This is a genomic window from Lentiprolixibacter sp., assembly GCF_982873095.1.
In genome coordinates, this window is record NZ_CEYNTP010000012.1 from 1 (window position 1) to 25,031 (window position 25,031).

At 46.4% G+C, this 25,031-nt stretch carries 27 protein-coding genes; 6 read left to right on the forward strand and 21 right to left on the reverse strand.

Going from position 1 to position 25,031, the window contains the following annotated elements; genetic code table 11:
• The first annotated feature begins 154 nt into the window (after positions 1 to 154).
• Both epsC and cysM read left to right on the forward strand, forming a co-directional pair.
• Positions 155 to 949 (forward strand): serine O-acetyltransferase EpsC, encoded by a 795-nt coding sequence (gene epsC / locus AC4E7D_RS01690; protein WP_490172070.1) that lies wholly within the window; start codon positions 155 to 157, stop codon positions 947 to 949.
• On the forward strand, positions 939 to 1,823 hold the full coding sequence (gene cysM, locus AC4E7D_RS01695; RefSeq protein ID WP_490172071.1) for a cysteine synthase CysM: 885 nt from the start codon (positions 939 to 941) through the stop codon (positions 1,821 to 1,823). The genes epsC and cysM overlap by 11 nt, the downstream gene beginning before the upstream one ends.
• A 3-nt stretch (positions 1,824 to 1,826) precedes the next feature.
• On the opposite strand, the gene AC4E7D_RS01700 is transcribed toward cysM, so the two are convergent.
• From AC4E7D_RS01700 to AC4E7D_RS01710, 3 genes are read right to left on the reverse strand one after another with little or no spacing between them, the layout of a single operon-like run.
• Entirely contained in the window at positions 1,827 to 2,624 is a 798-nt protein-coding gene (locus tag AC4E7D_RS01700; RefSeq protein ID WP_490172072.1) for an alpha/beta hydrolase, read from the reverse strand.
• Entirely contained in the window at positions 2,611 to 3,486 is an 876-nt protein-coding gene (locus tag AC4E7D_RS01705) for an alpha/beta hydrolase (protein WP_490172073.1), read from the reverse strand. The genes AC4E7D_RS01700 and AC4E7D_RS01705 overlap by 14 nt, the downstream gene beginning before the upstream one ends.
• 37 nt (positions 3,487 to 3,523) lie before the next feature.
• Positions 3,524 to 4,318 (reverse strand): tRNA pseudouridine synthase A, encoded by a 795-nt coding sequence (locus AC4E7D_RS01710; protein ID WP_490172074.1) that lies wholly within the window; start codon positions 4,316 to 4,318, stop codon positions 3,524 to 3,526.
• Positions 4,319 to 4,446: 128 nt separating this feature from the next.
• Here AC4E7D_RS01710 and AC4E7D_RS01715 point away from each other — a divergent pair, with 128 nt between their 5' ends.
• The 3 genes from AC4E7D_RS01715 (at position 4,447) to AC4E7D_RS01725 (ending at position 6,859) form a co-directional block, all read left to right on the forward strand.
• Positions 4,447 to 4,881: a hypothetical protein gene (locus tag AC4E7D_RS01715; protein ID WP_490172075.1), complete on the forward strand. Its 435-nt coding sequence runs from the start codon at positions 4,447 to 4,449 to the stop codon at positions 4,879 to 4,881.
• A gap of 98 nt (positions 4,882 to 4,979) precedes the next feature.
• Entirely contained in the window at positions 4,980 to 6,200 is a 1,221-nt protein-coding gene (locus AC4E7D_RS01720; RefSeq protein ID WP_490172076.1) for a DUF418 domain-containing protein, read from the forward strand.
• Between the two features lie 176 nt (positions 6,201 to 6,376).
• The gene (locus AC4E7D_RS01725) at positions 6,377 to 6,859 is read left to right on the forward strand and encodes a hypothetical protein (protein WP_490172077.1); all 483 of its coding nucleotides are present in this window, start codon (positions 6,377 to 6,379) and stop codon (positions 6,857 to 6,859) included.
• Positions 6,860 to 6,915: 56 nt separating this feature from the next.
• On the opposite strand, the gene AC4E7D_RS01730 is transcribed toward AC4E7D_RS01725, so the two are convergent.
• Both AC4E7D_RS01730 and AC4E7D_RS01735 read right to left on the reverse strand, forming a co-directional pair.
• On the reverse strand, positions 6,916 to 8,379 hold the full coding sequence (locus AC4E7D_RS01730) for an AAA family ATPase (RefSeq protein WP_490172096.1): 1,464 nt from the start codon (positions 8,377 to 8,379) through the stop codon (positions 6,916 to 6,918).
• 33 nt (positions 8,380 to 8,412) lie between these two features.
• The gene (locus tag AC4E7D_RS01735; RefSeq protein WP_490172078.1) at positions 8,413 to 9,552 is read right to left on the reverse strand and encodes a vWA domain-containing protein; all 1,140 of its coding nucleotides are present in this window, start codon (positions 9,550 to 9,552) and stop codon (positions 8,413 to 8,415) included.
• 81 nt (positions 9,553 to 9,633) lie between these two features.
• Here AC4E7D_RS01735 and AC4E7D_RS01740 point away from each other — a divergent pair, with 81 nt between their 5' ends.
• Positions 9,634 to 10,449: a DUF1853 family protein gene (locus AC4E7D_RS01740; RefSeq protein ID WP_490172079.1), complete on the forward strand. Its 816-nt coding sequence runs from the start codon at positions 9,634 to 9,636 to the stop codon at positions 10,447 to 10,449.
• 5 nt (positions 10,450 to 10,454) lie between these two features.
• Here the strand turns inward: AC4E7D_RS01740 and hisIE are convergent, their stop codons facing one another.
• From hisIE to AC4E7D_RS01820, 16 genes are all read right to left on the reverse strand, one after another.
• On the reverse strand, positions 10,455 to 11,051 hold the full coding sequence (gene hisIE, locus AC4E7D_RS01745) for a bifunctional phosphoribosyl-AMP cyclohydrolase/phosphoribosyl-ATP diphosphatase HisIE (protein WP_490172080.1): 597 nt from the start codon (positions 11,049 to 11,051) through the stop codon (positions 10,455 to 10,457).
• A 22-nt stretch (positions 11,052 to 11,073) separates the two neighbouring features.
• Positions 11,074 to 11,829: an imidazole glycerol phosphate synthase subunit HisF gene (gene hisF, locus AC4E7D_RS01750; RefSeq protein WP_490172081.1), complete on the reverse strand. Its 756-nt coding sequence runs from the start codon at positions 11,827 to 11,829 to the stop codon at positions 11,074 to 11,076.
• Position 11,830: 1 nt separating this feature from the next.
• Entirely contained in the window at positions 11,831 to 12,349 is a 519-nt protein-coding gene (locus AC4E7D_RS01755; RefSeq protein ID WP_490172082.1) for a DinB family protein, read from the reverse strand.
• Complete coding sequence (gene hisA, locus AC4E7D_RS01760; RefSeq protein WP_490172083.1) at positions 12,346 to 13,125, reverse strand: 1-(5-phosphoribosyl)-5-[(5-phosphoribosylamino)methylideneamino]imidazole-4-carboxamide isomerase; 780 nt, start codon at positions 13,123 to 13,125, stop codon at positions 12,346 to 12,348. Before hisA ends, AC4E7D_RS01755 begins: the two co-directional genes overlap by 4 nt.
• Positions 13,126 to 13,128: 3 nt before the next feature.
• The gene (hisH, locus tag AC4E7D_RS01765) at positions 13,129 to 13,710 is read right to left on the reverse strand and encodes an imidazole glycerol phosphate synthase subunit HisH (protein ID WP_490172084.1); all 582 of its coding nucleotides are present in this window, start codon (positions 13,708 to 13,710) and stop codon (positions 13,129 to 13,131) included.
• A 10-nt stretch (positions 13,711 to 13,720) separates the two neighbouring features.
• Positions 13,721 to 14,869 carry a bifunctional histidinol-phosphatase/imidazoleglycerol-phosphate dehydratase HisB gene (hisB, locus tag AC4E7D_RS01770; protein WP_490172085.1) on the reverse strand — a complete coding sequence of 383 codons (1,149 nt, stop codon included), beginning with the start codon at positions 14,867 to 14,869 and terminating at the stop codon, positions 13,721 to 13,723.
• Between the two features lie 2 nt (positions 14,870 to 14,871).
• Positions 14,872 to 15,918, reverse strand: a complete 1,047-nt coding sequence (hisC, locus tag AC4E7D_RS01775) for a histidinol-phosphate transaminase (RefSeq protein ID WP_490172086.1) — start codon at positions 15,916 to 15,918, stop codon at positions 14,872 to 14,874.
• A gap of 12 nt (positions 15,919 to 15,930) precedes the next feature.
• Positions 15,931 to 17,235 (reverse strand): histidinol dehydrogenase, encoded by a 1,305-nt coding sequence (gene hisD, locus AC4E7D_RS01780; protein WP_490172087.1) that lies wholly within the window; start codon positions 17,233 to 17,235, stop codon positions 15,931 to 15,933.
• Positions 17,232 to 18,089 carry an ATP phosphoribosyltransferase gene (gene hisG / locus AC4E7D_RS01785; RefSeq protein WP_490172088.1) on the reverse strand — a complete coding sequence of 286 codons (858 nt, stop codon included), beginning with the start codon at positions 18,087 to 18,089 and terminating at the stop codon, positions 17,232 to 17,234. The genes hisD and hisG overlap by 4 nt, the downstream gene beginning before the upstream one ends.
• Positions 18,090 to 18,280: 191 nt before the next feature.
• Positions 18,281 to 19,096 carry a prohibitin family protein gene (locus AC4E7D_RS01790; RefSeq protein WP_490172089.1) on the reverse strand — a complete coding sequence of 272 codons (816 nt, stop codon included), beginning with the start codon at positions 19,094 to 19,096 and terminating at the stop codon, positions 18,281 to 18,283.
• A 12-nt stretch (positions 19,097 to 19,108) separates the two neighbouring features.
• The gene (locus AC4E7D_RS01795; RefSeq protein ID WP_490172090.1) at positions 19,109 to 20,947 is read right to left on the reverse strand and encodes a VWA domain-containing protein; all 1,839 of its coding nucleotides are present in this window, start codon (positions 20,945 to 20,947) and stop codon (positions 19,109 to 19,111) included.
• Between the two features lie 278 nt (positions 20,948 to 21,225).
• Entirely contained in the window at positions 21,226 to 21,990 is a 765-nt protein-coding gene (gene fabG, locus AC4E7D_RS01800) for a 3-oxoacyl-[acyl-carrier-protein] reductase (RefSeq protein ID WP_490172091.1), read from the reverse strand.
• 122 nt (positions 21,991 to 22,112) lie between these two features.
• Positions 22,113 to 22,985 (reverse strand): succinate--CoA ligase subunit alpha, encoded by an 873-nt coding sequence (gene sucD, locus AC4E7D_RS01805; RefSeq protein ID WP_490172092.1) that lies wholly within the window; start codon positions 22,983 to 22,985, stop codon positions 22,113 to 22,115.
• A gap of 60 nt (positions 22,986 to 23,045) precedes the next feature.
• A complete protein-coding gene (locus tag AC4E7D_RS01810; RefSeq protein WP_490172093.1) occupies positions 23,046 to 23,978 on the reverse strand; it encodes a UDP-3-O-(3-hydroxymyristoyl)glucosamine N-acyltransferase in 933 nt (310 codons plus the stop codon).
• A gap of 11 nt (positions 23,979 to 23,989) precedes the next feature.
• Positions 23,990 to 24,556, reverse strand: a complete 567-nt coding sequence (gene efp / locus AC4E7D_RS01815; RefSeq protein ID WP_490172094.1) for an elongation factor P — start codon at positions 24,554 to 24,556, stop codon at positions 23,990 to 23,992.
• 4 nt (positions 24,557 to 24,560) lie between these two features.
• On the reverse strand, positions 24,561 to 25,031 hold a 471-nt coding region (locus AC4E7D_RS01820), incomplete at its 5' end, for an acyl-ACP--UDP-N-acetylglucosamine O-acyltransferase (protein ID WP_490172095.1).

Consider the following 25,031-nt stretch of genomic DNA (forward strand, 5'->3'; position numbering starts at 1 on the left):
TGTTGTTGTTTTCCTTTAATTCCGCGAGAAATCTTAGGGTTTCTTTTGTAATTACGGGCTGTGACATGCGACAAATTTTAAGCTAAAGTTAACCAATTTGAATGCCCATCCCTGTCATTTATACGTAATTTTGGTTGACTCACTAAGGCGGATTATGAGTAAAGAAAAGATTATTTCAAAAATAAAGGCGAATAAGAAGCAGCCCAATTTGAGGTTTCGATTAAAGCGAAAAGTTGAAGCTTTTACAGACTTGCTCTTTATGACCCTCTTCGATATCGAAACTCCGGTGCCCGAGAACATCGACCGGCTGGAAGAATTGTTTGATGAGTTGGTCCACCTGGCGTGCTGGAACATTGAGAAGCCCTGCAATAAGATTTGGGCCAACTACCTGGAAACACTGCCGGGAGTACTGGAAAAACTAAACCTGGATGCCGAGGCAATAGCTGATTGTGATCCGGCGTCGCACTCTATAGAAGAAATTTACCTGGCCTACCCAGGCTTCTATGCCATTGCAATTTACCGTCTAGCCCACGAACTCCATAAAAAGGGCTTTCCGCTGGTGCCCAGGCTTATGACCGAATACGCCCACAGGCAAACGGGTGTTGATATTAATCCGGGGGCACAGATTGGGAAATCCTTCTTTATTGACCACGCCACCGGGGTAGTAATCGGGGAAACAGCCATCATAAAAGACCATGTGAGGATCTATCAGGGGGTAACCCTGGGCGCCCTTTATGTGGCCAAGGACCTGCAGCATACAAAAAGGCACCCCACAATAGAAGAAAACGTGACCATATATGCCAATGCCACCATCCTCGGCGGGGAAACAGTAATTGGTGCAAACAGTGTAATTGGCGGTAACGCCTGGTTAACGGCATCAGTTCCACCGAATTCCAAAGTATTCCATACGCCTGAAATAAAAATCAAAACCCAGGCAGATGTCTCATAACCTCCTTGATCTCATCGGGAATACCCCCCTCGTAAAATCGCGCGTGCTCAACCCTAACAAAAATGTGGACCTCTATTTCAAAATGGAAGGCCACAATCCCGGGGGCAGCGTAAAAGACCGTGCTGCCTACAACATGATCAAAAGTGGTCTGGAACGGGGCGATATCAGCCAGTACACCTCCCTTATCGAGGCAACAAGCGGTAATACAGGCATTGCCCTCGCCATGATCGCCGGGATTTACGGGTTGAATATTGAGCTGGTAATGCCGGAGAACGCTACCCGGGAACGCGTACAAACCATGAGGGCCTACGGGGCCCGTGTAGTCCTTACCCCAGCAGAGGCCGGAATTGAAGGTGCGCGGGATTACGCAGAAAAAAAAGTTAAGGAAGAAGGCTTTGTGATGTTAAACCAGTTCGGCAATGATGATAATTGGAAAGCACATTATCATACCACCGGTCCCGAAATCTGGAAGGCTACCCAGGGAAAGGTAACCCATTTCGTGTCTGCTATGGGTACCACCGGGACCATTATGGGCACTTCCACCTATCTCAAGGAGCAGCATCCGGATATCCAGATAATAGGCGTGCAACCCACTGACAATTCCAGCATCCCCGGCATAAGAAAATGGCCAAAGGAATACCTGCCCAGCATTTTTGATCCGGCCAGGGTTGACCAGATTATGGAGGTCAGTGAAGATGAGGCTGCTGATATGGCCCGTTTATTGGCTAAAAAAGAAGGCATCTTTTCCGGGATGAGCAGCGGTGGAGCAGCCACTGCAGCTTTGCGGTTAGCAGTAACCTTAGACGAAGGGGTTATTGTGTCTATAGTTTGTGACCGTGGCGATCGTTACCTTTCTTCTGACCTTTTCGAATAACCCTTAGTCCAGAACGGAATTTACTGCCTCCTGGAAGCTGGGAAAAGCAGCGAGATTGTTATGGCCTCCCCCCTGTATCGCAAAAAATTGCTTGTCTTTTCCTGGAATGCTCTGAAACAACATTCGCCCGGATTCATACGGGACTACCCGGTCATCCGTGCCGTGGAAAATCCGCACAGGACACTGTACACCCTGCACAGCTTCATAGGACCTGAAAGGATATTTCATAAACCAACTTACGGGCAGCCAGGGGAAGCGCCTTTCCCCTATATCCAATAAGCTGTAATACGGTGATTCCAGGAGTAAAAGTGATGGTCGGTTCTCAGCAGCGAGTTGGGTTGCCATTCCTGTGCCCAGGGACCGTCCGTAGAGAATGATTTCATTTTCCGCATAATGTTCTTTTCCGAAATCATAAAAAAGTTGAGCATCTGAATACAAGGCCTGTTCGCTAAGGGTTCCGATGCTTTTGCCATATGTGCGATAGTCCATCACCAGAACCTCATATCCCTTCCTAACCAGTGGCTGGACAATATCTCCCCAGCGGGATAAATTCCCAGCATTCCCATGGAAGTACAGGATGAGCCCCCTGGATTCCTGCCTTTTGAACCACAACGCATTGAGCCGGGCCCCATCCGGAGTCGAAAGAAACAGCTCCTTAAAAGGTGTAGAAAAAGAGTAGTGATAGTCCTGGGGTAATTTGGTTGGAAGAAAAATCAGTTTTTCCTGTAAAAAATTAAGCATGATAAGGGCAATTAAATAAGCACCAAGTGTAAAACCAAATATCGTTTTAAGTCTGCGCATCAGCCTTTTTTGAGGTTAGTGCACGCTCCAGGCTGGATCCTGAAAGGTTAATGGTCTTAGGTTTGGTAGTGATGATCTCACTCAACATACTGTGATACGACTCAAAGGTATGCAGGTCTTTATGACCCCCTCCAATCACGGTATACAGTTTGGTGAGTCTTGGCTTTATTTTGGACAGCCTTACGCTGGTTTTATATGGGATCAATTTATCGTCCGTGCCATGGATGATATGGATGGGGCACTCCACATACCTAAGCCATTTATAGGTGGGCATGGGAAACTTTAGTAAAAGGGAAAGGGGCATAAAGGGGATATAGCGTTTCCCCACTTTGCTAAGGCTGTAATACGGGGCATCCAGGATCAGCATGCGGGGGTTGTTCATTGAGGCGAGCTTGGCAGCAAAACCTGAGCCCAGGGAACGGCCATAGAGGATGATGTATTTTTCTGCCACCTTCTCCTTGATCTTGTTGTAGATCACTTGCATATCCCGCTTTATTGCTTTCTGCGTCCGTCTGCCCGTGCTCTTGCCAAAACCCCGGTAATCCACCATTAGCACATCGTACCCATGACGGGTGAAATCTACCGCAAACTTGCCCCAGCCCTTGATGCTCTTGGAATTGCCTTTTAGATAGAAGACGATCCCTTTTGGATCTTTGGCCTTAAACCGCAGGCCATTGATGATCGCCCCGTCCCGGGTCTCAATATTGTATTCTTCCGTTTCCTGGTTCTCATAGTCGAATTGAAAGTCTGCCGGAAGCTTTTCGGGTTTAAAAAGCAGGTAGTCCTGCAGGAAATATACCAGCAAGCTGATCAGCAAATACGCTGCAGCCAGGAGGATCAGTATGTTAAGCCATAAGGGCATGGTTATTCCTTTGCTTCAATGTACAAAAAAAATCAGCTTAGGTTTTGAATTTGAGTTGATTCAAATGCAAGCCCGATCCTGGGGCGATGTAAGAAAGTTCAAGGGCATCCGGATCCTGAAGGGACCTCTCCAGCTGATGCAGTTGTAATTCGCCCCGACCCAATTCCACCAGTGCCCCCATGATCATCCGGACCTGATAGCGAAGAAAACCGGTCCCGCCTACTTCCAGGACATAGCTTTTCTCTGGAAAGAAATTTGCTGTGATCTCGGTATTTTCCTTGAGCTTGCATACCCCAACCTGTCGTACATAGGAGCGTTCATAATCAGATCGGGTGGTGTAGGCCTTAAAATTATGTGAGCCGATAAACAGGGAAGCGCCCTTTTGCATGAGATCAATATCCAGGTCCCAGGGAAACCCAGCCATAAAAGGAGCGCAAAAAGGATGGAGTTTCTCTCCAAAGGCAAACAGGTAATGATATTCCTTGTAAGAGCTGTCATTTATGATATTGAAGGACTTTGTAACCGCACTTATCCCCAGAATCCGGATATCCGGAGGTAGATTTGAATTGAAATCGTCTTTAAAGGCATTCAGGTCATCGATGGGTGCTCCTTCAAGAAATAGTTCAAATGCACCATCAAGTGAGGAAACCCTGGCATCTGTCCGGCTACTTCCCAGGAGTTTGTATCGCCTGTCTGACAATACAAACTTCAAGGTTTTACGCAGCATCCCTTCTATGGTTTTTTGACCGGGTTGCCGTTGCCAGCCACTGTACCGGAATCCCAGATATTGTAAGCGAATCAGGTAATAATGTCTCTCCATTTGGCTATTCATGCTCCTACAGCCGTATTGAACTACTGCTTTCATTACGTGAACTGCGGTGGGTTAAAATAGGAAGCAAAATATAAATCTCCGACTTTTTTGTACATTACTTCCATAAATTCAACTTTAACCAAATACAAATGACAAACAAAACAAAACCAGCCACCTGGTATTGGGTAGTATCAGTACTGGCTTTGATCTGGAATTTGATAGGCGTTCTGGCTTATCTGGGACAGGCATTTATTACAGAAGAAATGAAAGCTGAATATACTGCTGAACAGCTCACCTTACTGGAAGGCCGGCCGGCATGGGTTACCGCTGCTTTTGCTATTGCCGTTTGGGGCGGGCTTTTGGGCTGTATCGCACTGCTCATTAGAAAAAGGTGGGCCAGGCCCCTGTTGCTGGTCTCTTTGTTGGGTATAGTCGCCCAGACCGGTTACAACCTGTTTGCTACCAATGCTACGGAAATATTCGGAACCCTTCAGGGGCTTGTAATGCCTTTGATTGTAGTGATTATTGGTATCCTTTTGGTATTAATTGCCAAAATAGCCGATCGCAAGCAGTGGCTTTCCTAAAAAATAACAGGCCCTTTTTCATAAGGGCCTTTTTTTTGTGTTTCCCCGACACATGTATTAGATAGCCTTTTACTCTTATTAAATCATCGGGAACCAGCATGAATAGTTCACTTGCACCATCTGGAAAAAGGCGCATAGAAATCATCGATGCGCTGAGGGGGATATCCTTGGCTGGAATTGTAATTGTACATGTTGTAGAGAATTATATCGCTTCCCCTACGCCTGAGGGTGCTTTGGACGCCACCCATCCTGATATCATCGACTATGTGGTTGAAGGATTTATCATGCTTTTTTTAAGGGGTAAGTTCTTTGCCCTGTTCTCCTTTCTGTTTGGGCTGAGTTTTTTCATACAAATGGACAGTGCCCACCAAAAAGGACAGGATTTTCGGTGGCGATTTTTATGGCGGTTGGCCCTGTTATTCGCTATAGGGTATATCCACCACATGTTTTACCGCGGGGATATCCTTACGATCTATGCCTTGCTGGGGATCTTCCTGGTACCCTTCTATAAAGTAAAGGCCCCCTGGGTATTGGGTGTATCCGCCGTACTGCTGCTGGGTATAGGCAGGTATGTTGTTTTCCTCTTTTCCGGGGGAGACAGCCTTTTTATGACCGGGGGATTAGATCCCAACAGTCCGGAAATCGCAGCCTATTTTGAACTCCTTAAATCGGGATCACTGACAGAAGTTATGCACTCAAATGCCACGGATGGACAGCTTGCGAAAATGGATTTCCAGTTTGGCATTTTCTCACGTGGTTATCTCACTTTTGCTTTCTTTCTGCTGGGTTTATATGCGGGACGTATTAAGTTCTTTGAAAATTTCAGGGAAAATTGGCCGCTGATGCGGGATGTGCTTTATGGTTCCCTTGTTCTCTTTGCGGCAGGGATCGTAATTACTGCAGCTTGCTTTTCACAATTAGGGCCGGCAGTTACATTTGATAGCTGGCTCGCGATGTTTGGCCTAACCGGTCTTGATCTCGTCAATGTAGCGATGACCTTTATGTTGATTGCACTGTTTGTTTACTTGTATGGTAAGATAAAAGGGGAGCGCTGGCTGCGGATATTTGCCCCCTACGGACGGACGGCCCTGACAAATTATGTACTGCAAAGCATATTAGGCACCTTTATTTTCTTCGGGTGGGGATTGGGCTATCTGGCAAGTATCCCCAGCAGGTATACCTTCCTTCTGGCCTTAGTCGTGATCCTGCTTCAAATGCTTATCAGCCGATGGTGGTTAGCCCGTTTTTACTACGGACCCCTGGAATGGATATGGCGAAGTTTAACCCATATGAAACGATATCCGTTAAAGAGGAACTAAACCCTTTTAACTTTTCCGATGAAATGCATTTTCATCCTTTGATATTCCGGGATTTCACCACACAATTCCACACCTTCTCAACATTAGGAACAGTTCATCGAATTTTTTGAAATAAAGGAAAATAGGCTGTCGTTTTATATCCTGAAAACAGTCCCAAATCCCCCGAATATAAATAGATGAGCAATTTACTGAAGCTTATTAACTGGAAAACCTGCCTGGTGCTAAGTCTGATCGTCTTACCTATACTGATCGTCCTTAACTTCTATGGCCTTTATACAGATCGTTTCTATTTTTTTAAGGTAGACAACTACATCTTCCCCATACTCTCATCCTTTCATTTTCTGTATCTCTACGTGATATGGTTCAAGATCAGCGAAAGGGAGTTTGTAGATCCACAGATGCGCAACCTCGAATACGGGCTTTATGCAATCCTAATGATATATCTGTTTAAGGCTTCAGATACCGTATACGTGATGCTCAGCGCCTCCCGGTATGAAGAATACATGCTTCCTGAAAATTTTAGATTGATGGGGGCCACCATATTATCCCTGCAGGTCCTTTTAATACTGTTGACCATGCTGCTCTTTTCGCACAGGCGAAGGCGTGTAGGACCCTACAATTTTGACAATATCAACGAAAACATTGATTCTTGGCACTAACGAGAATCTCTTGTGTTATGGCGATAAAAAGCCCTGGTGGTTCCAGGGCTTTTGTTTTATAGTTTACTGATGTAACTGCCGTAGAGGTCTTTGAACTGGTAACCTTGTACAAACCGGTGTTTGCTCAATTTCTTGTTGACCACAAGGCCCCAAAGTATGAACTCCATAAGAAAATAACGATCTGATTCCGGAACATCGGGCTGATACTTTTTAATCAATTGCCTCAGGGGACGGATATCATCCAGGCTGCTCCTGTACTCCTCTTCCTTTGCTTCATCCATAAGTTCAAAGCCTTCCCCATTAAAAAACCAATAGGTAAGGTCGTCATAAGGCGTTTCCGCATCCTTGTGTTCCAACTTTTTGATTTCCGGGAAGTATTCGGGAAAAATTGATTTAATGGCCTCTTCGATGAGGTGAAGGGCAACGGTATCCGCCCCTTCCTGTTCCCCTTCGTAAACCAGTTCGATCTTCCCGGTGATTGCCGGAATCACTCCCATAAAATCGCTCAATCTGATTGTGGTCTTTTCTTCCCCTGAATTCAAAAGTCTCCTTTCTGCGGTACTGAGCAGGTTTTCATAGGCTGTGATGCTGGTCCTGGCACTCACCCCACTTTTCACATCCACATACTCACTCTTTCTTGCTTCAAAGCTGATTTGCTCCAGCAGGTCCTTCGCCAGCTCAGGAATATGGATAGCTGCCGTCTGCTCTTCATCAAGCACGGCTTCCTGCTCGGTGATCTTCCTTGCCGTCGGGATCTCTTCAGGATAATGGGTAAGGATCTGAGAGCCTATACGGTCTTTCAAAGGGGTAACAATGCTCCCGCGGTTGGTATAATCTTCAGGGTTGGCCGTAAAAACAAATTGCACATCAAGGGGAAGTCTCAATTTGAATCCCCTGATCTGAATGTCGCCTTCCTGCAGGATATTAAACAGGGATACCTGTATGCGGGCCTGTAGATCGGGTAGTTCGTTGATCACAAAGATACAGCGGTGGGCACGGGGGATCATCCCAAAATGGATGACACGTTCATCCGCATAGGACAGTCTCAAATTGGCGGCTTTGATGGGATCAACATCACCGATCAGGTCAGCGACGGTGACATCTGGTGTAGCGAGCTTTTCGAAGAAACGCTCATCGCGATGCAGCCAATCCAAAGGGGTCTCATCACCTTTCTCTGCAATGAGCTCCTTGCTATAACGGGATATCGGACTCAGAGGATCATCATTTATATCTGATCCGGCCACTACGGGAATCCATTCATCTAGCAAGTTGACCATAAGACGTGCCAGTCGGGTCTTGGCCTGCCCCCTTAGGCCCAGTAAGTTGATGTTGTGACGGGAAAGTATAGCCCGTTCTAATTCCGGGATAACCGAATCCTCGTATCCCCACACCCCTTCAAAAACGGTCTCCCCTTTTTTGATCTTGTCGCGCAGGTTACTTCTCAATTCGTCTTTTATCGACCTGCTTTTGTATCCGGAGGCCTTCAGTTCCCCCAGTGTTTTTATGTTTTCAGGTTTCATTTTCATAGTGCTGTATATCCACAGGGAATGCGTTTATCCCCTTAATCTTCTTTTTCGGTTTTGCTCATAATCTTCAAAAATCATTTCCCCCAGTCCCTGTAAGCCTGTAAAAAATGCCTTGCCTTTGTTTGCTTCGGTAAAATGACGCACAAATTGCATCAGGTAAGGGTCCTGTGCAATCATGAAGGTAGTTATGGGAATGTGCAGCTTATGCGCCTGACGCGCCATATTGTAACACTTCTCGACAATATAGTCGTCCAGGCCAACGCTGTTCTTGTAATAATTCCCATCCGGCATCCGCAGGCAGCTGGGCTTTCCATCAGTGATCATGAAGATCTGTTTGTTAGTATTCCTTTTTCGCCTCAGCATATCCATGGCCAGTTGTAAGCCCGCCACAGTATTGGTATGGTAAGGTCCCACCTTCAGGTACGGGAGGTCTTTTATGGCGATGGGCCAGGCATCATTTCCAAAAACCAGGACATCCAGTGTATCCTTTGGATAACGGGTAGTAATGAGTTCGGCCAGGGCCATGGCCACTTTCTTGGCCGGGGTAATCCGGTCTTCCCCATACAGGATCATACTATGGCTAATATCGATCATCAGGACGGTACTCATCTGTGCCTTGTGATGTGTATCTTCGACCACCAAATCGTCTTCAGTCAGGGAAAAGGCATCGGTCCCGTGATTGATCTGTGCATTCTTCAGGCTTTCTGTCATGGAAATGTGATCCAGGGAGTCCCCGAAGCGATATTCCCGGTAATCTCCTGTATGCTCGTCACCCCGCCCGGCTTTGCGCGTCCTGTGGCTTCCGGACCCACTCCTTTTTAGTTTTCCGAAAATTTGTTCCAGTGCCCGCTGTCTGATAATACGTTCCATCTTAGCGGTTATGGACAATGCCCCGTCTCCTGGTGCACCCTCACCTGTTTCTCCTCCATCTTCAAACTCCTCTCGTATGTACCCCTTAGCTTTAAGGTCTTCAATGAAATCATCAATGGTGTAGTCCTCATCAGTAAGTTCATACTCCTTGTCCAATTCCCGCAGCCAATCCAGCGCCTCCTCAACATCCCCGGAGGTATGCGTGATCAGTTCCTGGAATATTTCGAACAGCCTCTCAAAAGGGGTTTGATCAGGAGCCGAATATGAAGTAAAATGAAATCCTTTCCGAGTTTCCATAGCACTAGCCAAAATACTACATTTCACAGAACCCTCCGGGGTTTTAATGAAAACTTAACGGTTTCCTGTATTTTCGTCAGTATGCCAACTACCACCTTACTTAGGTACCTGGGATTTCTTCGCACCCCTCCCTTATGGGTTAAACAACAATTTGGGCTGGAGCAGTTCGCTTTTCCCGAAATAGACCAGGAAAGATTGGAAGCCCCCAGCATTCCTGAAGGCATCAGGCTCGGGCACCAGATGGAATTCATATTTCGCCAATGTATAGCGCAATCCAAGCAATACACGCTTCTGCTTTATAATGTCCCCATCAGAGAAGGTAAAAACACGTTGGGAGAGGTGGATTTCATACTAAAAGACAATTTAAAAAATGAATTCCTCCATGTAGAACTCACCTACAAATTCTACATTATAAACCCGGAGATGTCCGAACCTATCCACCGCCTGATGGGACCAAACAAGCGCGATATGTTCTTCACAAAGCTCGATAAAATAAGGGAGGAACAACTGGGACTGCTTAATACTCCGCAAGGGAAAGCCCTGAAACAAGCCCACGATTTACAGGAGGCAGAGATCCATCCCAGAGTTTGCTTTAAAGCACAGCTTTTTATCCCCTACGGATCAGACCGTTCACATATCCGGCCTCTGAACACGGCTTGCGTTTCCGGCTACTGGATCCGTTTTGAGGCTTTTGATTCGGCAGCCTTCCGTTCAGATGAGTATTACATTCCCTATAAATATGAATGGGTCATAGATCCCAATGATAGTGTCAGTTGGATGAGTTATTATGAAGTTCTACTCGAAGTAAATGTTCGTATGATAAAACAGCAGTCTCCCCTGCTATGGAGGAAGAAACCCAACTCAGAATACGAAAAGTTCTTTGTGGTTTGGTGGTAGCCCTCTTACTTATGCCGGGATTTCAGCAGTGTTGCTACTTCGTGCAGGTTATGCCCTTTGGCCTTTAATAAGATCATATAGTGGAACAGCAGGTCTGCTGCTTCGTTTAAAAAAAGGTCGGTATCAGTATCCTTAGCCTCGATCACGGTTTCCACGGCTTCCTCCCCAACTTTCTGGGCAATCTTATTGATCCCTTTTCTGAACAGGGAAGCCACATAGCTGTCATCTGCATCAGCATTCTTGCGTTGGGCAATAATTTCCTCTAAATGAGAGAGAAAGCCATAACTCGCTGCATTGTCCTCTCCCCAACAGGTAGCTGTTCCCGTATGACAGGTGGGTCCTAAAGGTGTTGCCTGAATGAGCAGGGTATCCGAGTCACAGTCTACCTTAGCACTCAGGAAATTCAGGTAATTACCACTCTCTTCGCCTTTGGTCCAAAGCCGGTTCTTACTCCTGCTGTAAAAAGTAACGCGACCTGATGTCTGGGTGGTATTCCAGGCCTCCTCGTTCATGTATCCCAGCATGAGTACTTTCCTGGTTTCAGCATCCTGCACGATAGCTGGTACTAAGCCATCCGAGTTTTTCTTAAAATCAATTTGCATTGTACTTCTGTTTTAATTTGCTTCAGACCCGCATAGGGATACCTAGCTCTTTAAGTTGTTCTTTTAATTCCTTTATCTCCATTTCCCTGTAGTGGAATACACTGGCAGCAAGCGCCGCATCTGCTTTTCCATGAATAAAAGTATCTGCAAAATGCTCCATATTGCCTGCCCCTCCGGAAGCAATTACAGGAATATTGCGCTCGCTTGACAAGCGCGCCAGGGCCTCGTTGGCAAAGCCATTCTTGGTGCCGTCATGGTCCATTGAGGTAAAAAGAATTTCCCCTGCTCCCCGTTCCTCAACTTCCCTGGCCCAACTGAATAGCTCTACATCAGTGGGCACCTTCCCACCAACAAGGTGAACTTTCCATTCCCCTTTAATTTGTTTGGCATCAATCGCAACTACAATGCACTGCGATCCGAATTTAGCCACCAGATCATTGATGAGCTGCGGGTTTTTCACCGCAGAAGAATTGATCGAAATTTTATCCGCACCGTTCTTTAAAAGTACATCCACATCAGCAACGGAAGAGATGCCACCTCCCACGGTAAAGGGGATATTGACCTTTTCCGCTACATGATAAACCAGGTTGGCCAGGGTCTTCCGCCTTTCCTCAGTAGCAGAGATGTCTAGAAAAACAAGTTCGTCAGCACCTTCCTCTGCATAGCGGGCAGCGAGTTCCACGGGATCGCCTGCGTCCCTCAGGTCGACAAAGTTCACCCCCTTTACGGTGCGACCATCTTTAATATCCAAACAAGGTATAATTCTCTTTGTTAGCATGCTATATCTCGTTTTTCTCATTTAGGTCAATGCCGTCATAAAAGCCAAGGTCCTGTTCCTTCAGTAATTTGGTCCAAAAGGCAATCTGACCGGTATGGTAGGCATAGTGTTCTACTGCGTGCACGGCAATACCAATACCTGTAAGTTCAAATCCCTGAATCCGGTAGGTTTTCAGCCATGCTTCCGAATCCGTTTCCCGAAGAATGGTTTTCGCATGTTCCAGCACCTCCTGAAAACGGTCCAGCAATACTTTTTTGGAATATCCCCCTTTTGTAGAGAATTCCAGTTCCCTTTCCCGTGTATCTGCTTGCTGTCCCAGTCCGGAAATAATATACTGGCCAATATTGCCACAAAGGTGCAAAAGTAAATTTCCCACACTATTGGAAGCTGCATTAGGCCTTAACCAAAGCTCCTCTTCACTCAGTAGCCCAAGGCATTTTAGGTTCATTTCCGTTTTTTCATCCATACGGAAAATCAGGCTTTCAACCAGGGCAGCTAATGCTATGTTTTCTGTATTCATGAATTTGCCAGTATATAATCTTCCAATGCTTTAAGGGAAATGCGGTTCTCATATAGGGCCTTCCCGATAATTACTCCTTCGCATCCCAGTTGAGCCAGAACAGGTAGCTCGTCAATGTTGGAAATTCCACCGCTAGCAATGAGTTTGATTCCCGGGACTTCCCTGTCCTGTACACCGCTGGGTCCTATCTCGGTTGTTATTCTGGCGGTTTTGTTTAAGATTTCCCTGTAAAGTGAAAATGCAGGGCCCTCCAGCATCCCATCTTTACTGATATCCGTACAAACTACGTAGGAGATCCCTTTTTTTTGGTACCCCTTGATAAATGGGACAACTTCTTCAGTGGAAGCTTCCTGCCAGCCGGAAACAGAAATCTGTCCGTCACGGCAATCCGCACCCAGGATAATGCGTTCAGCCCCATAGCGCTGCAGCCATCCAAGAAAGGTGCTGCGATCCTTTACCGCAATACTTCCACCGGTAGCTTGTTCTGCCCCGCTTTCAAAAACGGTATGCAGGTCCTCATCTGACTTGATGCCCCCACCAAAATCAATTTTAAGCTGTGTCTTGGATGCCAGGGTCTCCAGGACTTTGTAGTTGACCACATGACTGGCTTTGGCTCCATCCAGGTCTACCAGATGCAAATACTGAATCCCATGGTCCTCAAAGGCCCTGGCTACTTCCAGCGGATTTTCGTTATACACCTTTTTCGTATCGTAATCCCCTTTGGAAAGCCGGACACATTTGCCGTCGATAATATCAATTGCCGGAATTATTCTCATGGATTATAGATCGATAAAATTCTTTAATATCCTTGCCCCCACTTCACTGCTTTTTTCCGGATGGAACTGAACCCCGTAAAAGTTATTTTTCATCAATGCCGAACTGTAGGAACGTACGTAATCCGAGACCGCGATAGTCTCCTTACACAATGGAGCATAATAGCTGTGAACCAAATAGATATAGGACTTTTCGGGGATATCCTTAAATAAGGCCGACTTCAGCTCGCTGATCTGGTTCCATCCAATTTGTGGGACCTTTACGCTATTATTAAACTTTACAACATCAACATCAAAGATCCCGAGCCCCCTGGTTGGCCCCTCTTCCGTGTAGGAACACATCAACTGCATTCCCAAACAAATACCAAGAACAGGTTGGGTCAACTCCGGAATTACCTTATCCAGACCGCTATTTTCCAGTTTGTGCATAGCGCTGCTGGCTTCCCCTACACCAGGGAAAATGACTTTGTCTGCTTTTCGAATTTCATCCTCATTTGAGGTGAGTTCCGCGGTATATCCCAAACGCTTAAAAGCGAATTTGATGCTCTGTATATTCCCGGCCCCGTAATCAACAATAGCAATTTTCATCTGTACTCGATTACAACATTCCCTTGGTGGAGGGAAGCACCATATTGTTTATATCCCGTTTTACCGCCATTTTAATAGCCTTGGCGAATGCCTTGAAGATCGCTTCGATCTTATGGTGTTCATTGGTGCCTTCCGCTTTTATATTCAGATTGGCCCGGGCACTATCCGTAAAGGATTTGAAGAAATGCATAAACATTTCTGTAGGCATATCCCCGATCTTTTCCCTGGTAAATTCTGCGTCCCACACCAACCAGTTCCTACCTCCGAAATCCAGCGCTACCTGTGCCAGGCAATCATCCATGGGAAGCACAAAACCATAGCGTTCAATACCTAATTTACTCCCCAGGGCCTTGTAAAAAGCTTCTCCAAGGGCTATGGCCGTATCTTCAATGGTGTGGTGCTCATCTACTTCCAGATCACCTTTTACCTGCAGGCTGAGATCAATCTGCCCATGACGGGCCAGCTGATCCAGCATATGGTCAAAAAAGGCCAGGCCTGTTGTGATATCCGCCTGTCCTGTTCCGTCAAGATTAAGGATAAGGTGGATATCAGTTTCATTGGTTTTGCGATGCACAACGGCTGTACGGTCTTTTAACTTCAGAAATTCATAGATCCTGTCCCAATCTGTGGTTTCCAGGGCGATACATTTGCGGATCTCCTCTTCCCCGGCTTGTATTTCGCCTGTCCCCAATTGGGTCTCGTTGTTGATGAATATGCCTTGTGCTCCGAGGTTTTTAGCCAGTTCAATATCGGTCAGCCGGTCTCCGATCACAAAGGAATTGGCCAGGTCATAGGGAGGTTGAAAATAGGACTGCAACAAAGCTGTTCCCGGTTTTCTGGTATCCGCATATTCATAGGGAAAGGTCTTGTCGATGTGGATCGCATTGAACTGAATCCCTTCCTGCTTAAGTGTTTTTACAATAAACTCCTGAACAGGCCAGAAGTCTGATTCCGGAAAGGCTTCCGTTCCCAGGCCATCCTGGTTGGTAACCATCACCAACTCGTAATCCAGTTCCCTTGCGATCTTACCCAGATAGGTAAATACACCTGGGTAAAAATCAATTTTTTCAAAAGCATCGATCTGTTCGTCTGCTGGTTCCCTGATCAGGGTGCCGTCACGATCGATAAACAGTACTTTAATTCTCTTTTCTTCTCGCATGCCTATAATTTCTTTAGCGTCTCTATCAGGGCTACATTCTCATCAGGGGTTCCCACTGTGAACCTTAAGGTGTTTTCGCACCTCGGCTGGGTTGAACGGTTGCGGACCACTATGCCCCGCGCTATCAATTCCCTGTACCTTTTTTGGGCATCGTCTATCCTGGCAAGGACAAAATTCGCGTCGGAGGGGAAAACCTCGATGACAAAGGGGATCTCTTTTAAGGCCGCCATCAGTTTCTCCCGCTCCTCTCGTATCTTGCTTACCTGTGCTTCATAAATTTCGGTATTGTGCAACTGCTCCAGCGCCTTCTGTTGGGTAAGGGCGTTTACGTTATATGGAGGTTTGATCTTATTAAGGACCTCCAGAATCTCAGGGGAAGCATAAGCAATCCCCAATCGGATCCCCGCCATTCCCATTGCCTTGGAAAAGGTCTGGGTAACCACAAGGTTGGGGTATTTTGGCAATTCCCTTATCCAGCTCTTCCCTTCTGTAAAATCGATATAGGCCTCGTCTACAACCACCAGGCCTGGAAATCCCTCAAGCAGTTCCTGAATTTGTGCTTCCTCAAAACTATTTCCGGTAGGATTGTTGGGAGAGCTAATGAATACCGCTTTGGTTTTGGGGGTTACCGCCCTAAGTATTCCCGTGATATCTAAGCTGAAATCATTTTGTAATAGTACTTCCCTGTTCTCTATGGCGTTAATATCGGCCAGGACTTTGTACATCCCATAGGTTGGTGGTGCTGTGATGATATTATCTATGTGGGGTTCACAGAATGCCCGGAATATCAGGTCCAAAACTTCATCGCTTCCATTTCCCAGCAATATCTTTTCTGGTGGCACCTCTTTATATTCCGCTAATTTCTCCTTAACCACCCTTTGCTGGGGGTCCGGATAACGGTTTAAACCATTGTCAAAGGGGTTTTCATTGGCATCCAGGAACACCATTTTAGTCCCACCTGCCGTGTATTCATCCCTGGCGGAGGAATAGGGTTTTAAGTGCTGTACATTTTCCCTGACCAAACGTTTTAGATCAAATTGCGATTGCATGCTTCCTTCTTCCTAAGATATAGTTCCCCTTTTCTTTTCAAGTGCCGCCAGTCTTACCATGACGGCATTCTTGTGTGCTTGCAGTCCCTCTGCTTCTGCCATGAGGGCCACTGTTTGCCCGATCTGCCGGATCCCTTTCTCCGAAATGCGCTGGTAGGTAATGCTTTTCGTAAAACTATCCAGGTTTACGCCACTGTATTGCCGGGCATAGCCATTGGTGGGAAGGGTGTGATTTGTACCTGAAGCGTAATCCCCTGCGCTTTCAGGCGTATAATTCCCCAGGAAAACCGAACCCGCATTGAGTACCTGCTCTGATACTTTTTCAGCCTCCTCGCAACTCAGTATTAAGTGCTCTGGCCCGTAGTAGTTAATCATAGAAATGGCAGTTTCCAATTTTGCTACGTAGACCAACTTGCTGTTATCCAAAGCTTTAAGTGCCACCTCCTTTCTCGGAAGCTCTTGCAACTGTTGTACAATCTCTTCCCGCACACGTGTAAGCATGTCCCTTGAAGTGGTGACGAGCACTACCTGACTGTCGGCCCCGTGTTCTGCCTGGCTCAACAAATCGGCCGCCACGAAGGCAGGTTCCGCAGAGCTATCGGCAACTACCATGACCTCACTGGGTCCGGCGGGCATATCAATGGCAACCCCATATTGAGTGGCCAGTTGTTTTGCAATGGTAACGTACTGATTCCCCGGGCCGAATATTTTGTACACCCTGGGTACAGATCCTGTTCCAAAGGTCATGGCCGCTATGGCCTGTATCCCACCCACCTTAAATACCTGCGTAACGCCACATAGGGAAGCCGCATAGAGGATCGCAGGATGTACCTTTCCCTCGTTGTTTGGGGGCGTACAAAGCACAATCTGTCTGCAGCCAGCGATCTTAGCAGGAACAGCCAACATTAGGATAGTGGAAAACAGGGGCGCCGTACCCCCCGGAATATACAGCCCCACTTTTTCTATAGGTTTCTTTTCCTGCCAGCACAGTACCCCGGGAGACGTTTCCACTTCGATCCTCTTCGTTTTCTGGGCTTCGTGAAACCTTTCGATATTGGATTTGGCATCCTGAATCGCTTTTTTTAATTCAGGGGTAAGAGCGCTATGGGCAGTACTTAACTCCTCCTGCGTACATGCGAGATCAGAAAGGGTTACCTTATCGAATTGCTGTGTATACTTTCTTAGGGCATCATCTCCGGTTTTGGCTACTTCGAGAAACACCGGTTTCACCTGCTCCTCGATCTCCCCGAATTCGGGTGTTGGCCTCTTAAAGAGGTCTTCCCACTGTTCTATATCAGGATTTATAGCGGTTTTCATAATACCATTTTTTCGATCGGACAAACGAGAATACCCTCTGCGCCTGCACGTTTTAACTCATCAATAACTTCCCAGAATTTATCCTTATTGATCACGGTATGGATGGAACTCCATCCCGCTTCTGCCAGGGGCAGTACCGTGGGGCTTCTCATACCGGGGAGGATTTGAATTATTGCATCAATTTTATCGTTGGGGGCGTTCATCAACACATAGCGCGATTGCCTCGCAGCCAAAACAGAACGGATACGAAACCTCAGGTCTTCAAGCTTTTCCTTTTCTTCGGCCCCTATCCTTGGGGAAACTGCCAGGACGGCTTCACTGGTCAGCATTACTTCCACCTCTTTCAGGTTGTTTTTGAAGAGCGTACTCCCACTGGAAACGATGTCACAAATGGCATCTGCTAGCCCAATATTGGGGGCGATTTCCACGGAACCATTGATAATGTGCAGCTCTGCTTCCACGCCGTGCCCAGACAGGTATTCGCGCACGGTATTGGGATAGGAGGAAGCAATTCTCTTGCCCTGCAGATCTTTAATGCCTTGGTATGTTGCCGATTTGGGCACTGCCAGAGAAACCCGGCATTTGGAAAAGCCCAGTTTTTCAACAATTTCTATTTCTTTCCCCTTTTCGATCAGCACGTTTTCCCCTATAATGGCGATATCCACAACCCCATCCCGCAAATACTGGGGGATATCCCCATTGCGCAGGTAGAAAACTTCCAGTGGGAAATTCCTGGCTTTGGCCTTTAACTGATCCCTGCCATTGTCTATCGAAATACCACAATCTTTCAGGATTTTTAAAGAGTCTTCATTGAGTCTCCCTGATTTTTGAATCGCTATTTTAATATTCCCCATTTCTTTTTCGTTCAATTGCTACGTTACAATAAAAAACCCGTTTGAGCACTCAAACGGGTTTTAATATGGTTGCAATACAACACTACCTTTCTACCTCGCCTGAGTGCAAGTATAAAAATGGTGATGCGTATTGATATTTTTCATAGGCCGTAAAATTAGAACTAATTTTTGTTCCTTCAAACTCTGAGACCTTAATTATTTCCCAAAATCAGTGGAAGGCCATCATCTCCTGAGCCTACCACGACCACCTTGGCATTAGGCGACTGGGATAATTTTAAAGTGGCCTCGATCCCCTTATCCTGCAAAATCTTGTCGGTCAAGGAGGCACTGAGGATACGGTTGGCATCTGCCTTACCCTGTGCTTCGATTCGTTGCCTTTCCGCTTCTTTCTCTGCGGTGACCAATCTGAATTCGTATTCCAGGGATTCCTGTTCCTGTTTCAATTTGCGCTCAATAGCGTCCTTAATCGTGGGCGGTAAGGTTACATCGCGCACCAGGACCTCGTCCAGGACGATATACTGCTCCTCCACAATTTTTTTAGTTTCCTCATAAATTTCTCGCTGTATGGCGTCCCGTTTGCTTGAATACAATTGTTCGGGGGTATAGCGACCTACGACACTTCTGGCCGCAGACCGGATCGTTGGCAACAGAATTCGTTGTAAATAGTTTTCACCAATCTTCTGATGCAGATTTCCAAGCTCGTCGTAATTGGGCATGTACCATGCTGAGGCATCCAGCTGGATATCCAGTCCGTTTGAGGAAAGCACCTTCATTTTTTCGAAGATCTCCTGTCTCCTCACTTCATAGATATATACCTTGTTCCAGGGCGCTACAAAGTGAAATCCTTCACCCATTGGTGGTTTATCTGTAACCACACCATCGCCAAGGGTTTTATACAAGACCCCAGCCTGTCCAGAGCCGATAACGATTGTAGATTTTGAGATCAATATGATCCCCAATATGATAATAAACACTGTAGGCAGTGCAATTTTAGGTAATTTGTCCATTTTAATATTAGTTTAAATGAGTCCGTTATATTTCCTGAGGAACCACTCGATTGTCAGTGACAGTGCAAGTGTGGCCAGCAGGAGTTTTAGATCGATCAAAGATACGACATTTTGCTCGCTTCTTTGACTTGGCAGATAAGCAGTATTAGTGGTAAGTTCAGCGATTAGGGTATCTAGTTGATCTGGAAAGTACAAGGCGCCCCCGGTCCTCCCGGCAAGACGGTCCAGCTTCCGGTAATCACTGCTAAGCAACTGTTTTTCAATATCGTAATCGAGTAAAGTGAAGGAACCGGAGCTTTGCAGGTTCTCACCGCCAACAGTAACCGTAAACTCGTATTCCCCTGGTTCGAGGTCGCTGAGGTCCACTTCGTAATACCGGTTCTTCAACAACAGGTTCCTCTCGAGCGAAGTGCCCTGCTCAACATCCTTAATGGTGATGGTTATTACTGCATTCTCCTCAAACTGAAAAGCCTGGTCAAAAAAGGAAACTCGCACCCTGGCATTTTCAATACGATCGATTATTTTTTCGTAATCCAGGCTGAGACGGGTTTTTGATCGGTTACCTGACAAATAGCGGATTATTTTTCCTATGAATTGATCAAAGGCATCAAAACTTTGATCATTCCTGTAGCTTTGCGCCCTCCATTTCCAGAGGTTCTCACCAAAAAGTAATGCTTCTCTTTTTACATCTTCCTGGACTATGGCCAGAAGAGGCTCGGATAAGTTTACACCTCGTATGCGTTGCTCGAGGATCACCTCATGGGGTTTGGCAATCAGGATTTCCCCCAGAGCACTTTCCAATGGCGGGAAGGTAGCAAAGTCTAACGGGCCCAAATCAAAGGCAGAAAATCCCGGATTTGCTACGGGCAATACTTCATCGCTCAGGCTGGTATACTCTTTTTCAAAGGTAGTTTGTGCAGTGTTAAGGAATCCCCATGCTGTCTGTGTGCCGGTAATGGTGAAACTGCTCGCACCACCCGCCTCAATATACCTAAAGACCTCCTGGAACTTGGCATTGGGTTGATAGACAATAAACAAATCGTACCGGGACCAGTCCTGTTCATTCCCCAAAGGTTTCAGAATGGTTACTGAACGCTGTTCGTTGGCTTCAATGGCTTTTTTCAATGCACCGATATCAGGGTGCAGGATATCCGTAACCAGGGCAACTTTTACCTGTTCGTCCAGAACCTCAATAGAAGTATTACGAACATTATTGGCCGTGTTACGCTCCCCGTCAAGAACGCCCAGTGAAATCTGAATCTTCTTGTTCCCAACACTGTTAGCCTCCAGCAAGGTGGTCAAGCGTTTGGTATTGTCCTGCGGGCTCAAGGTTAAAACTTCACTAAAAACCCTTCGGTTGTCCAGAAAGATGGTATATGGGGTCTGCACCCTCTTATTTCCCCGATAACTGATAAAGGTTTCCACAGGAAATTTATTCTTCAGGAAGGCATAGCGGTTAAGATTTACCTGCTCTATGCGTACATCCTCATATTGCGTGGTATCGCCTACGACAATGGGATAAACGGGGATTGAGTTCTCACTGCCAAAAAATTCATAGTCACTGCCATAGGTTTGATTTCCATCGGATATAAGAACGAGGACCGCCTCATCCTGATCATACAAACTGTTAATGTCGCGTAAAGCCTTTTGAATATCGGTGACAGTACCCGAAAATGAGAGGGAATCCAGCTGCTGTAACTGCCCGGAAAATTGATAGTCCCTCCTAATGAATCGGGTCTCAAGTGCAGGATCCCTCAAATTTTCCAAGACGTTTAGCACGGCTTCATCTGATGCGGTGTGCCTGAGGGAGAGGGAATTGTCTGTAGCGACAAGGAAGCTGCGTTTTTCCAAACGCAAGGTTTCTCGGCTAATACGGGGATTTATTAATAAAAGAAGCAGGGTGAATACCGTCAAAAATCGGAAAAAAGCCATTAAGAACCGGTATTTCCCCGGACTTTTGGCTCTGAAATAATATTGATAATACCCCACAGCTCCTGCAGCAAAGGCAGCTAAAATTAAAAGGAGTACCGTCTCAACTTGCATGAATACGTTTCACATTCAAAATAGGGGGCATAAATGCCCCATGGTTGCGGTTTCCTGGAATTTAAACGGTTGGTTGGAAGAAATGATCAGGTGAGCATTCCACCGTCTACCTGGAGCACCTGTCCGGTTACGTAACCGGATAGATCAGATCCCAAATACATAGCAGCTTCGGCGACATCATCCGTATTACCAACCCGTTTTAGCGGTATTTGTTCCGCCCATTGTTTTACGACTGCCGGATCAAGTTTGGCCGTCATTTCAGTTTCAATATATCCGGGTGCAATGGCATTACATCTCACTCCACGTGCACCGTACTCCAGGGCTACGGACTTTGTGAAACCAATTACACCTGCTTTGGAGGCGGCATAGTTGGCCTGACCGGCATTTCCTCTGATCCCCACAACTGAGCTTATATTGATAATAGAACCACTTCGCTGCCTCAACATATGGGGAAGGACCGCTTTCGTGGTATTGAAGCAGGATTTCAGGTTAATTCCGATAACTCTGTCCCAACTTTCTTCACTCATTCTCAATAAAAGCCCATCGTCTGTTATACCCGCATTGTTGATCAGTACATCTATCCTCCCGAAATGCTTGATCACATCGGCCACCATTTCATGTGTTGCATCATGGTCAGAAGCATCTACTCTGTATCCCTTACACTTTACGCCCCGAACGGTCAGTTCTTCTTCAAGCTCATGAGTTATATCCTTGCTTGAGATATAGGTAAACGCAATATCCGCTCCGGCTCGTTCGTAACGATAGGCGATTTCTTTTCCTATTCCTTTAGAAGCTCCGGTAATTAAAGCTGTTTTCCCTTTTAACAGGTCTGACGCTTGATTAAAATCCATGGACATAATTGTGGAAAATTTTGGTTCGTTTTTGTAAAATTAAAGATACTAATCCTGGTATTGTAATTACAACTTCCAAGAAATTAAAAAACCTCCCAGGTAATAGTGAGGTTTTTAACAGCTTATGTCAGGACTTCCTTTACTTTCTTTCCGATTTCAGCAGGAGAATCTACTACATGTATCCCGCATTCGCGCATGATCCGCTTCTTGGCCTGCGCAGTGTCATCTGTGCCTCCTACTATGGCTCCGGCATGTCCCATCGTGCGTCCTGCAGGGGCTGTCTCTCCGGCAATGAATCCAACAATGGGTTTGGAACTGCCATTTTCTTTGTACCAATACGCTGCATCGGCTTCCAGTTGCCCTCCAATCTCACCGATCATTACCACACATTCGGTTTCCGGATCTGCGATAAGAAGTTCTATGGCCTCCCTGGTAGTTGTGCCGATTATGGGGTCACCCCCTATACCGATGGCTGTAGTGATTCCTAAGCCCTGACGCACAACCTGATCGGCAGCTTCGTAAGTGAGCGTACCCGATTTGGAAACAATTCCCACCTTGCCTTTTTTGAACACAAACCCAGGCATGATGCCCACCTTGGCTTCTTCCGGGGTAATCACACCGGGGCAGTTGGGTCCTACCAGGGTACAATCCCGTTTTTTGATATAATCATAAACCTTGACCATATCTGCAACAGGAATGCCCTCAGTTATGGTAATGATCACTTTAATTCCGGAATCGGCGGCCTCCATAATAGCGTCCGCTGCAAAGGCCGGCGGCACAAAAACTATTGAGGTATCTGCTCCCACTTTCTCGACGGCTTCGGCCACTGTATTAAACACTGGCTTGCCAAGGTGTTCCTGCCCTCCTTTTCCGGGGGTCACACCTCCAACAACATTGGTACCGTATTCAATCATCTGTTCTGCATGGAAGGTGCCTTCACTTCCTGTAAAGCCCTGAACAATTATCTTGGAATCTTTGTTTACTAGTACGCTCATTTCCTTTTTTTAAAGCACAAAAATATGGGTTTGGCAAGAAATCCGAATAGGGATTCCCGATTATTTTTCCAGTTTATTCAAAATGTCCGGAATGCGTTTTACGTTAGCCAGTTGTTTGAGTTTTTCCCGGGCTTCCTCAACCGGACTTCCAAAATAGGTTTTCCCTCCGGGCAGGGATTTGGACACCCCTGTTTGGGCCAGCACTACGGCTTTTTCCCCAATGGTTGCTGCACTGGTTACCCCAACCTGGCCCCATAGGGTTACTTCGTTTTCTATGACAACGCAGCCTGCTACTCCTGTCTGGGAAGCAATGAGGCAGCGTTCTCCGATTACGGTATCATGCCCCACCTGAACCTGGTTATCCAGTTTAGTACCCTTCCGGATACGGGTATCCCCTGTAACGCCTTTGTCAATGGTACAAAGGGCTCCTATTTCCACATCGTCTTCAATAATGACCCGCCCGCCGGAGAACAACTTATCCAGTTTATCCTGCTTTTTCTGGAAATAAAAGGCGTCGGCCCCAAGTACAGTACCGGCATGAATAATCACATTGTCCCCAATAATACAATTGTCGTAAATGGCCACATTGGCATGAATGATACAATTATCCCCGATAACTACATTGTGGCCTATAAATACGTTAGGCTGTATCTGGGTATTCTTCCCGATGCTGGCAGAATCTGAAACAGGGACATGACTTTGGCGGAAAGGTTTAAATTTTTGAGTTAAGCGATTAAAATCCCGAAAGGGGTGCTCTGATACGAGTAAAGCTTTTCCTTCGGGACAGGCGACCTCCTTGTTGATGAGGATCACGGTAGCCTTTGAATTCAATGCCTTGTCATAATACTTCGGGTGGTCTACGAACACCAGGTCCCCCGGTTCCACCACATGGATTTCGTTCATGCCCAAAACAGGAAAATCGGGGTCACCTACATATTTTGCATCTATGATGCCTGCAATGCCTTCTAGTGTCTGAGGAGATGGAAATTTCATAGCAGCCTGTACTAGTCCTTAGCCCTCTCCATATACGTTCCCTTCTCTGTATCGATCTTGATGCGATCTCCTTCATTGATGAATAAAGGAACGTTTACACGTGCGCCGGTTTCCACCGTGGCAGGTTTGGTGGCATTGGTTGCCGTATTTCCTTTCACCCCGGGCTCGGTATGGGTAACCTCTAAAACCACACTTGCAGGCATATCCACGGAGAGGGGCATGCTATCTTCTGTATTGAACATGATGGTCACTATCTCTCCCTCTTTGAGTAATCCGGGCGCATCAAGTGCACTTTCCTGAAGGGCGATCTGATTGTAGTCGTCCGTGTTCATAAAGTGGTAGGTGGTGCCGTCTGCATAAAGGAACTGATATGATCGGGTTTCCACCCTGACATCCTCAATCTTGTGTCCGGCAGAAAAAGTATTGTCAATTACCTTCCCAGTAGTAACGCTCTTGAGTTTGGTTCGGACAAAAGCCGGGCCTTTACCTGGTTTTACATGGAGGAATTCCACGATTTTATAGATGTCGTTATTATAGCGGATACACAATCCTTTTCTAATGTCTGAAGTTGTTGCCATAAAATTAATTCGTACTAAAATACCCCTTCATAATGCCGCGTTGTGAGTCCCGGATGAATTGCAGGATTTCATCTCGCTCGGTCGTGGCCTCCATTTCGGCTTCAATAATCTGAACTGCCTGGGTATTGTTATAATTCTTCTGATATAAGATCCTGTAAATATTCTGGATTTCCCTGATTTTTTCAGTATTGAACCCCCTTCTTCTGAGCCCAATGGAATTGATACCCACATAAGACATGGGTTCCCGGGCGCCTTTGACATAGGGTGGTACATCTTTCCTTACCAGGGAGCCCCCGGTTACAAAAGCGTGTTGCCCGATGGATACGAACTGGTGGACAGCCACCATACCGGCGAGTACCACATTATCGCCTATCGTAACGTGCCCGGCCAGGGTAGAATTATTGGAAAAAATACAATTGTCCCCAACAATACAGTCGTGGGCGATGTGGCAGTAGGCCATTATAAGACAGTTGTT

Coding starts and splice junctions, on each gene's coding strand:
- hisB (WP_490172085.1), bottom strand. CDS start 14,869: ATGCGAGAAGAAAAGAGAATTAAAGTACTGTTTATCGATCGTGACGGC.
- cysM (WP_490172071.1), top strand. CDS start 939: ATGTCTCATAACCTCCTTGATCTCATCGGGAATACCCCCCTCGTAAAA.
- hisIE (WP_490172080.1), bottom strand. CDS start 11,051: ATGCAAATTGATTTTAAGAAAAACTCGGATGGCTTAGTACCAGCTATC.
- AC4E7D_RS01705 (WP_490172073.1), bottom strand. CDS start 3,486: ATGCCCTTATGGCTTAACATACTGATCCTCCTGGCTGCAGCGTATTTG.
- sucD (WP_490172092.1), bottom strand. CDS start 22,985: ATGAGCGTACTAGTAAACAAAGATTCCAAGATAATTGTTCAGGGCTTT.
- hisD (WP_490172087.1), bottom strand. CDS start 17,235: ATGAAAACCGCTATAAATCCTGATATAGAACAGTGGGAAGACCTCTTT.
- epsC (WP_490172070.1), top strand. CDS start 155: ATGAGTAAAGAAAAGATTATTTCAAAAATAAAGGCGAATAAGAAGCAG.
- AC4E7D_RS01755 (WP_490172082.1), bottom strand. CDS start 12,349: ATGAATACAGAAAACATAGCATTAGCTGCCCTGGTTGAAAGCCTGATT.
- hisA (WP_490172083.1), bottom strand. CDS start 13,125: ATGAGAATAATTCCGGCAATTGATATTATCGACGGCAAATGTGTCCGG.
- fabG (WP_490172091.1), bottom strand. CDS start 21,990: ATGGATTTTAATCAAGCGTCAGACCTGTTAAAAGGGAAAACAGCTTTA.
- hisH (WP_490172084.1), bottom strand. CDS start 13,710: ATGAAAATTGCTATTGTTGATTACGGGGCCGGGAATATACAGAGCATC.
- hisF (WP_490172081.1), bottom strand. CDS start 11,829: ATGCTAACAAAGAGAATTATACCTTGTTTGGATATTAAAGATGGTCGC.
- AC4E7D_RS01735 (WP_490172078.1), bottom strand. CDS start 9,552: ATGGAAACTCGGAAAGGATTTCATTTTACTTCATATTCGGCTCCTGAT.
- AC4E7D_RS01710 (WP_490172074.1), bottom strand. CDS start 4,318: ATGAATAGCCAAATGGAGAGACATTATTACCTGATTCGCTTACAATAT.
- AC4E7D_RS01725 (WP_490172077.1), top strand. CDS start 6,377: ATGAGCAATTTACTGAAGCTTATTAACTGGAAAACCTGCCTGGTGCTA.
- AC4E7D_RS01700 (WP_490172072.1), bottom strand. CDS start 2,624: ATGCGCAGACTTAAAACGATATTTGGTTTTACACTTGGTGCTTATTTA.
- AC4E7D_RS01715 (WP_490172075.1), top strand. CDS start 4,447: ATGACAAACAAAACAAAACCAGCCACCTGGTATTGGGTAGTATCAGTA.
- efp (WP_490172094.1), bottom strand. CDS start 24,556: ATGGCAACAACTTCAGACATTAGAAAAGGATTGTGTATCCGCTATAAT.
- AC4E7D_RS01730 (WP_490172096.1), bottom strand. CDS start 8,379: ATGAAACCTGAAAACATAAAAACACTGGGGGAACTGAAGGCCTCCGGA.
- hisC (WP_490172086.1), bottom strand. CDS start 15,918: ATGCAATCGCAATTTGATCTAAAACGTTTGGTCAGGGAAAATGTACAG.
- AC4E7D_RS01790 (WP_490172089.1), bottom strand. CDS start 19,096: ATGGACAAATTACCTAAAATTGCACTGCCTACAGTGTTTATTATCATA.
- AC4E7D_RS01740 (WP_490172079.1), top strand. CDS start 9,634: ATGCCAACTACCACCTTACTTAGGTACCTGGGATTTCTTCGCACCCCT.
- hisG (WP_490172088.1), bottom strand. CDS start 18,089: ATGGGGAATATTAAAATAGCGATTCAAAAATCAGGGAGACTCAATGAA.
- AC4E7D_RS01720 (WP_490172076.1), top strand. CDS start 4,980: ATGAATAGTTCACTTGCACCATCTGGAAAAAGGCGCATAGAAATCATC.
- AC4E7D_RS01810 (WP_490172093.1), bottom strand. CDS start 23,978: ATGAAATTTCCATCTCCTCAGACACTAGAAGGCATTGCAGGCATCATA.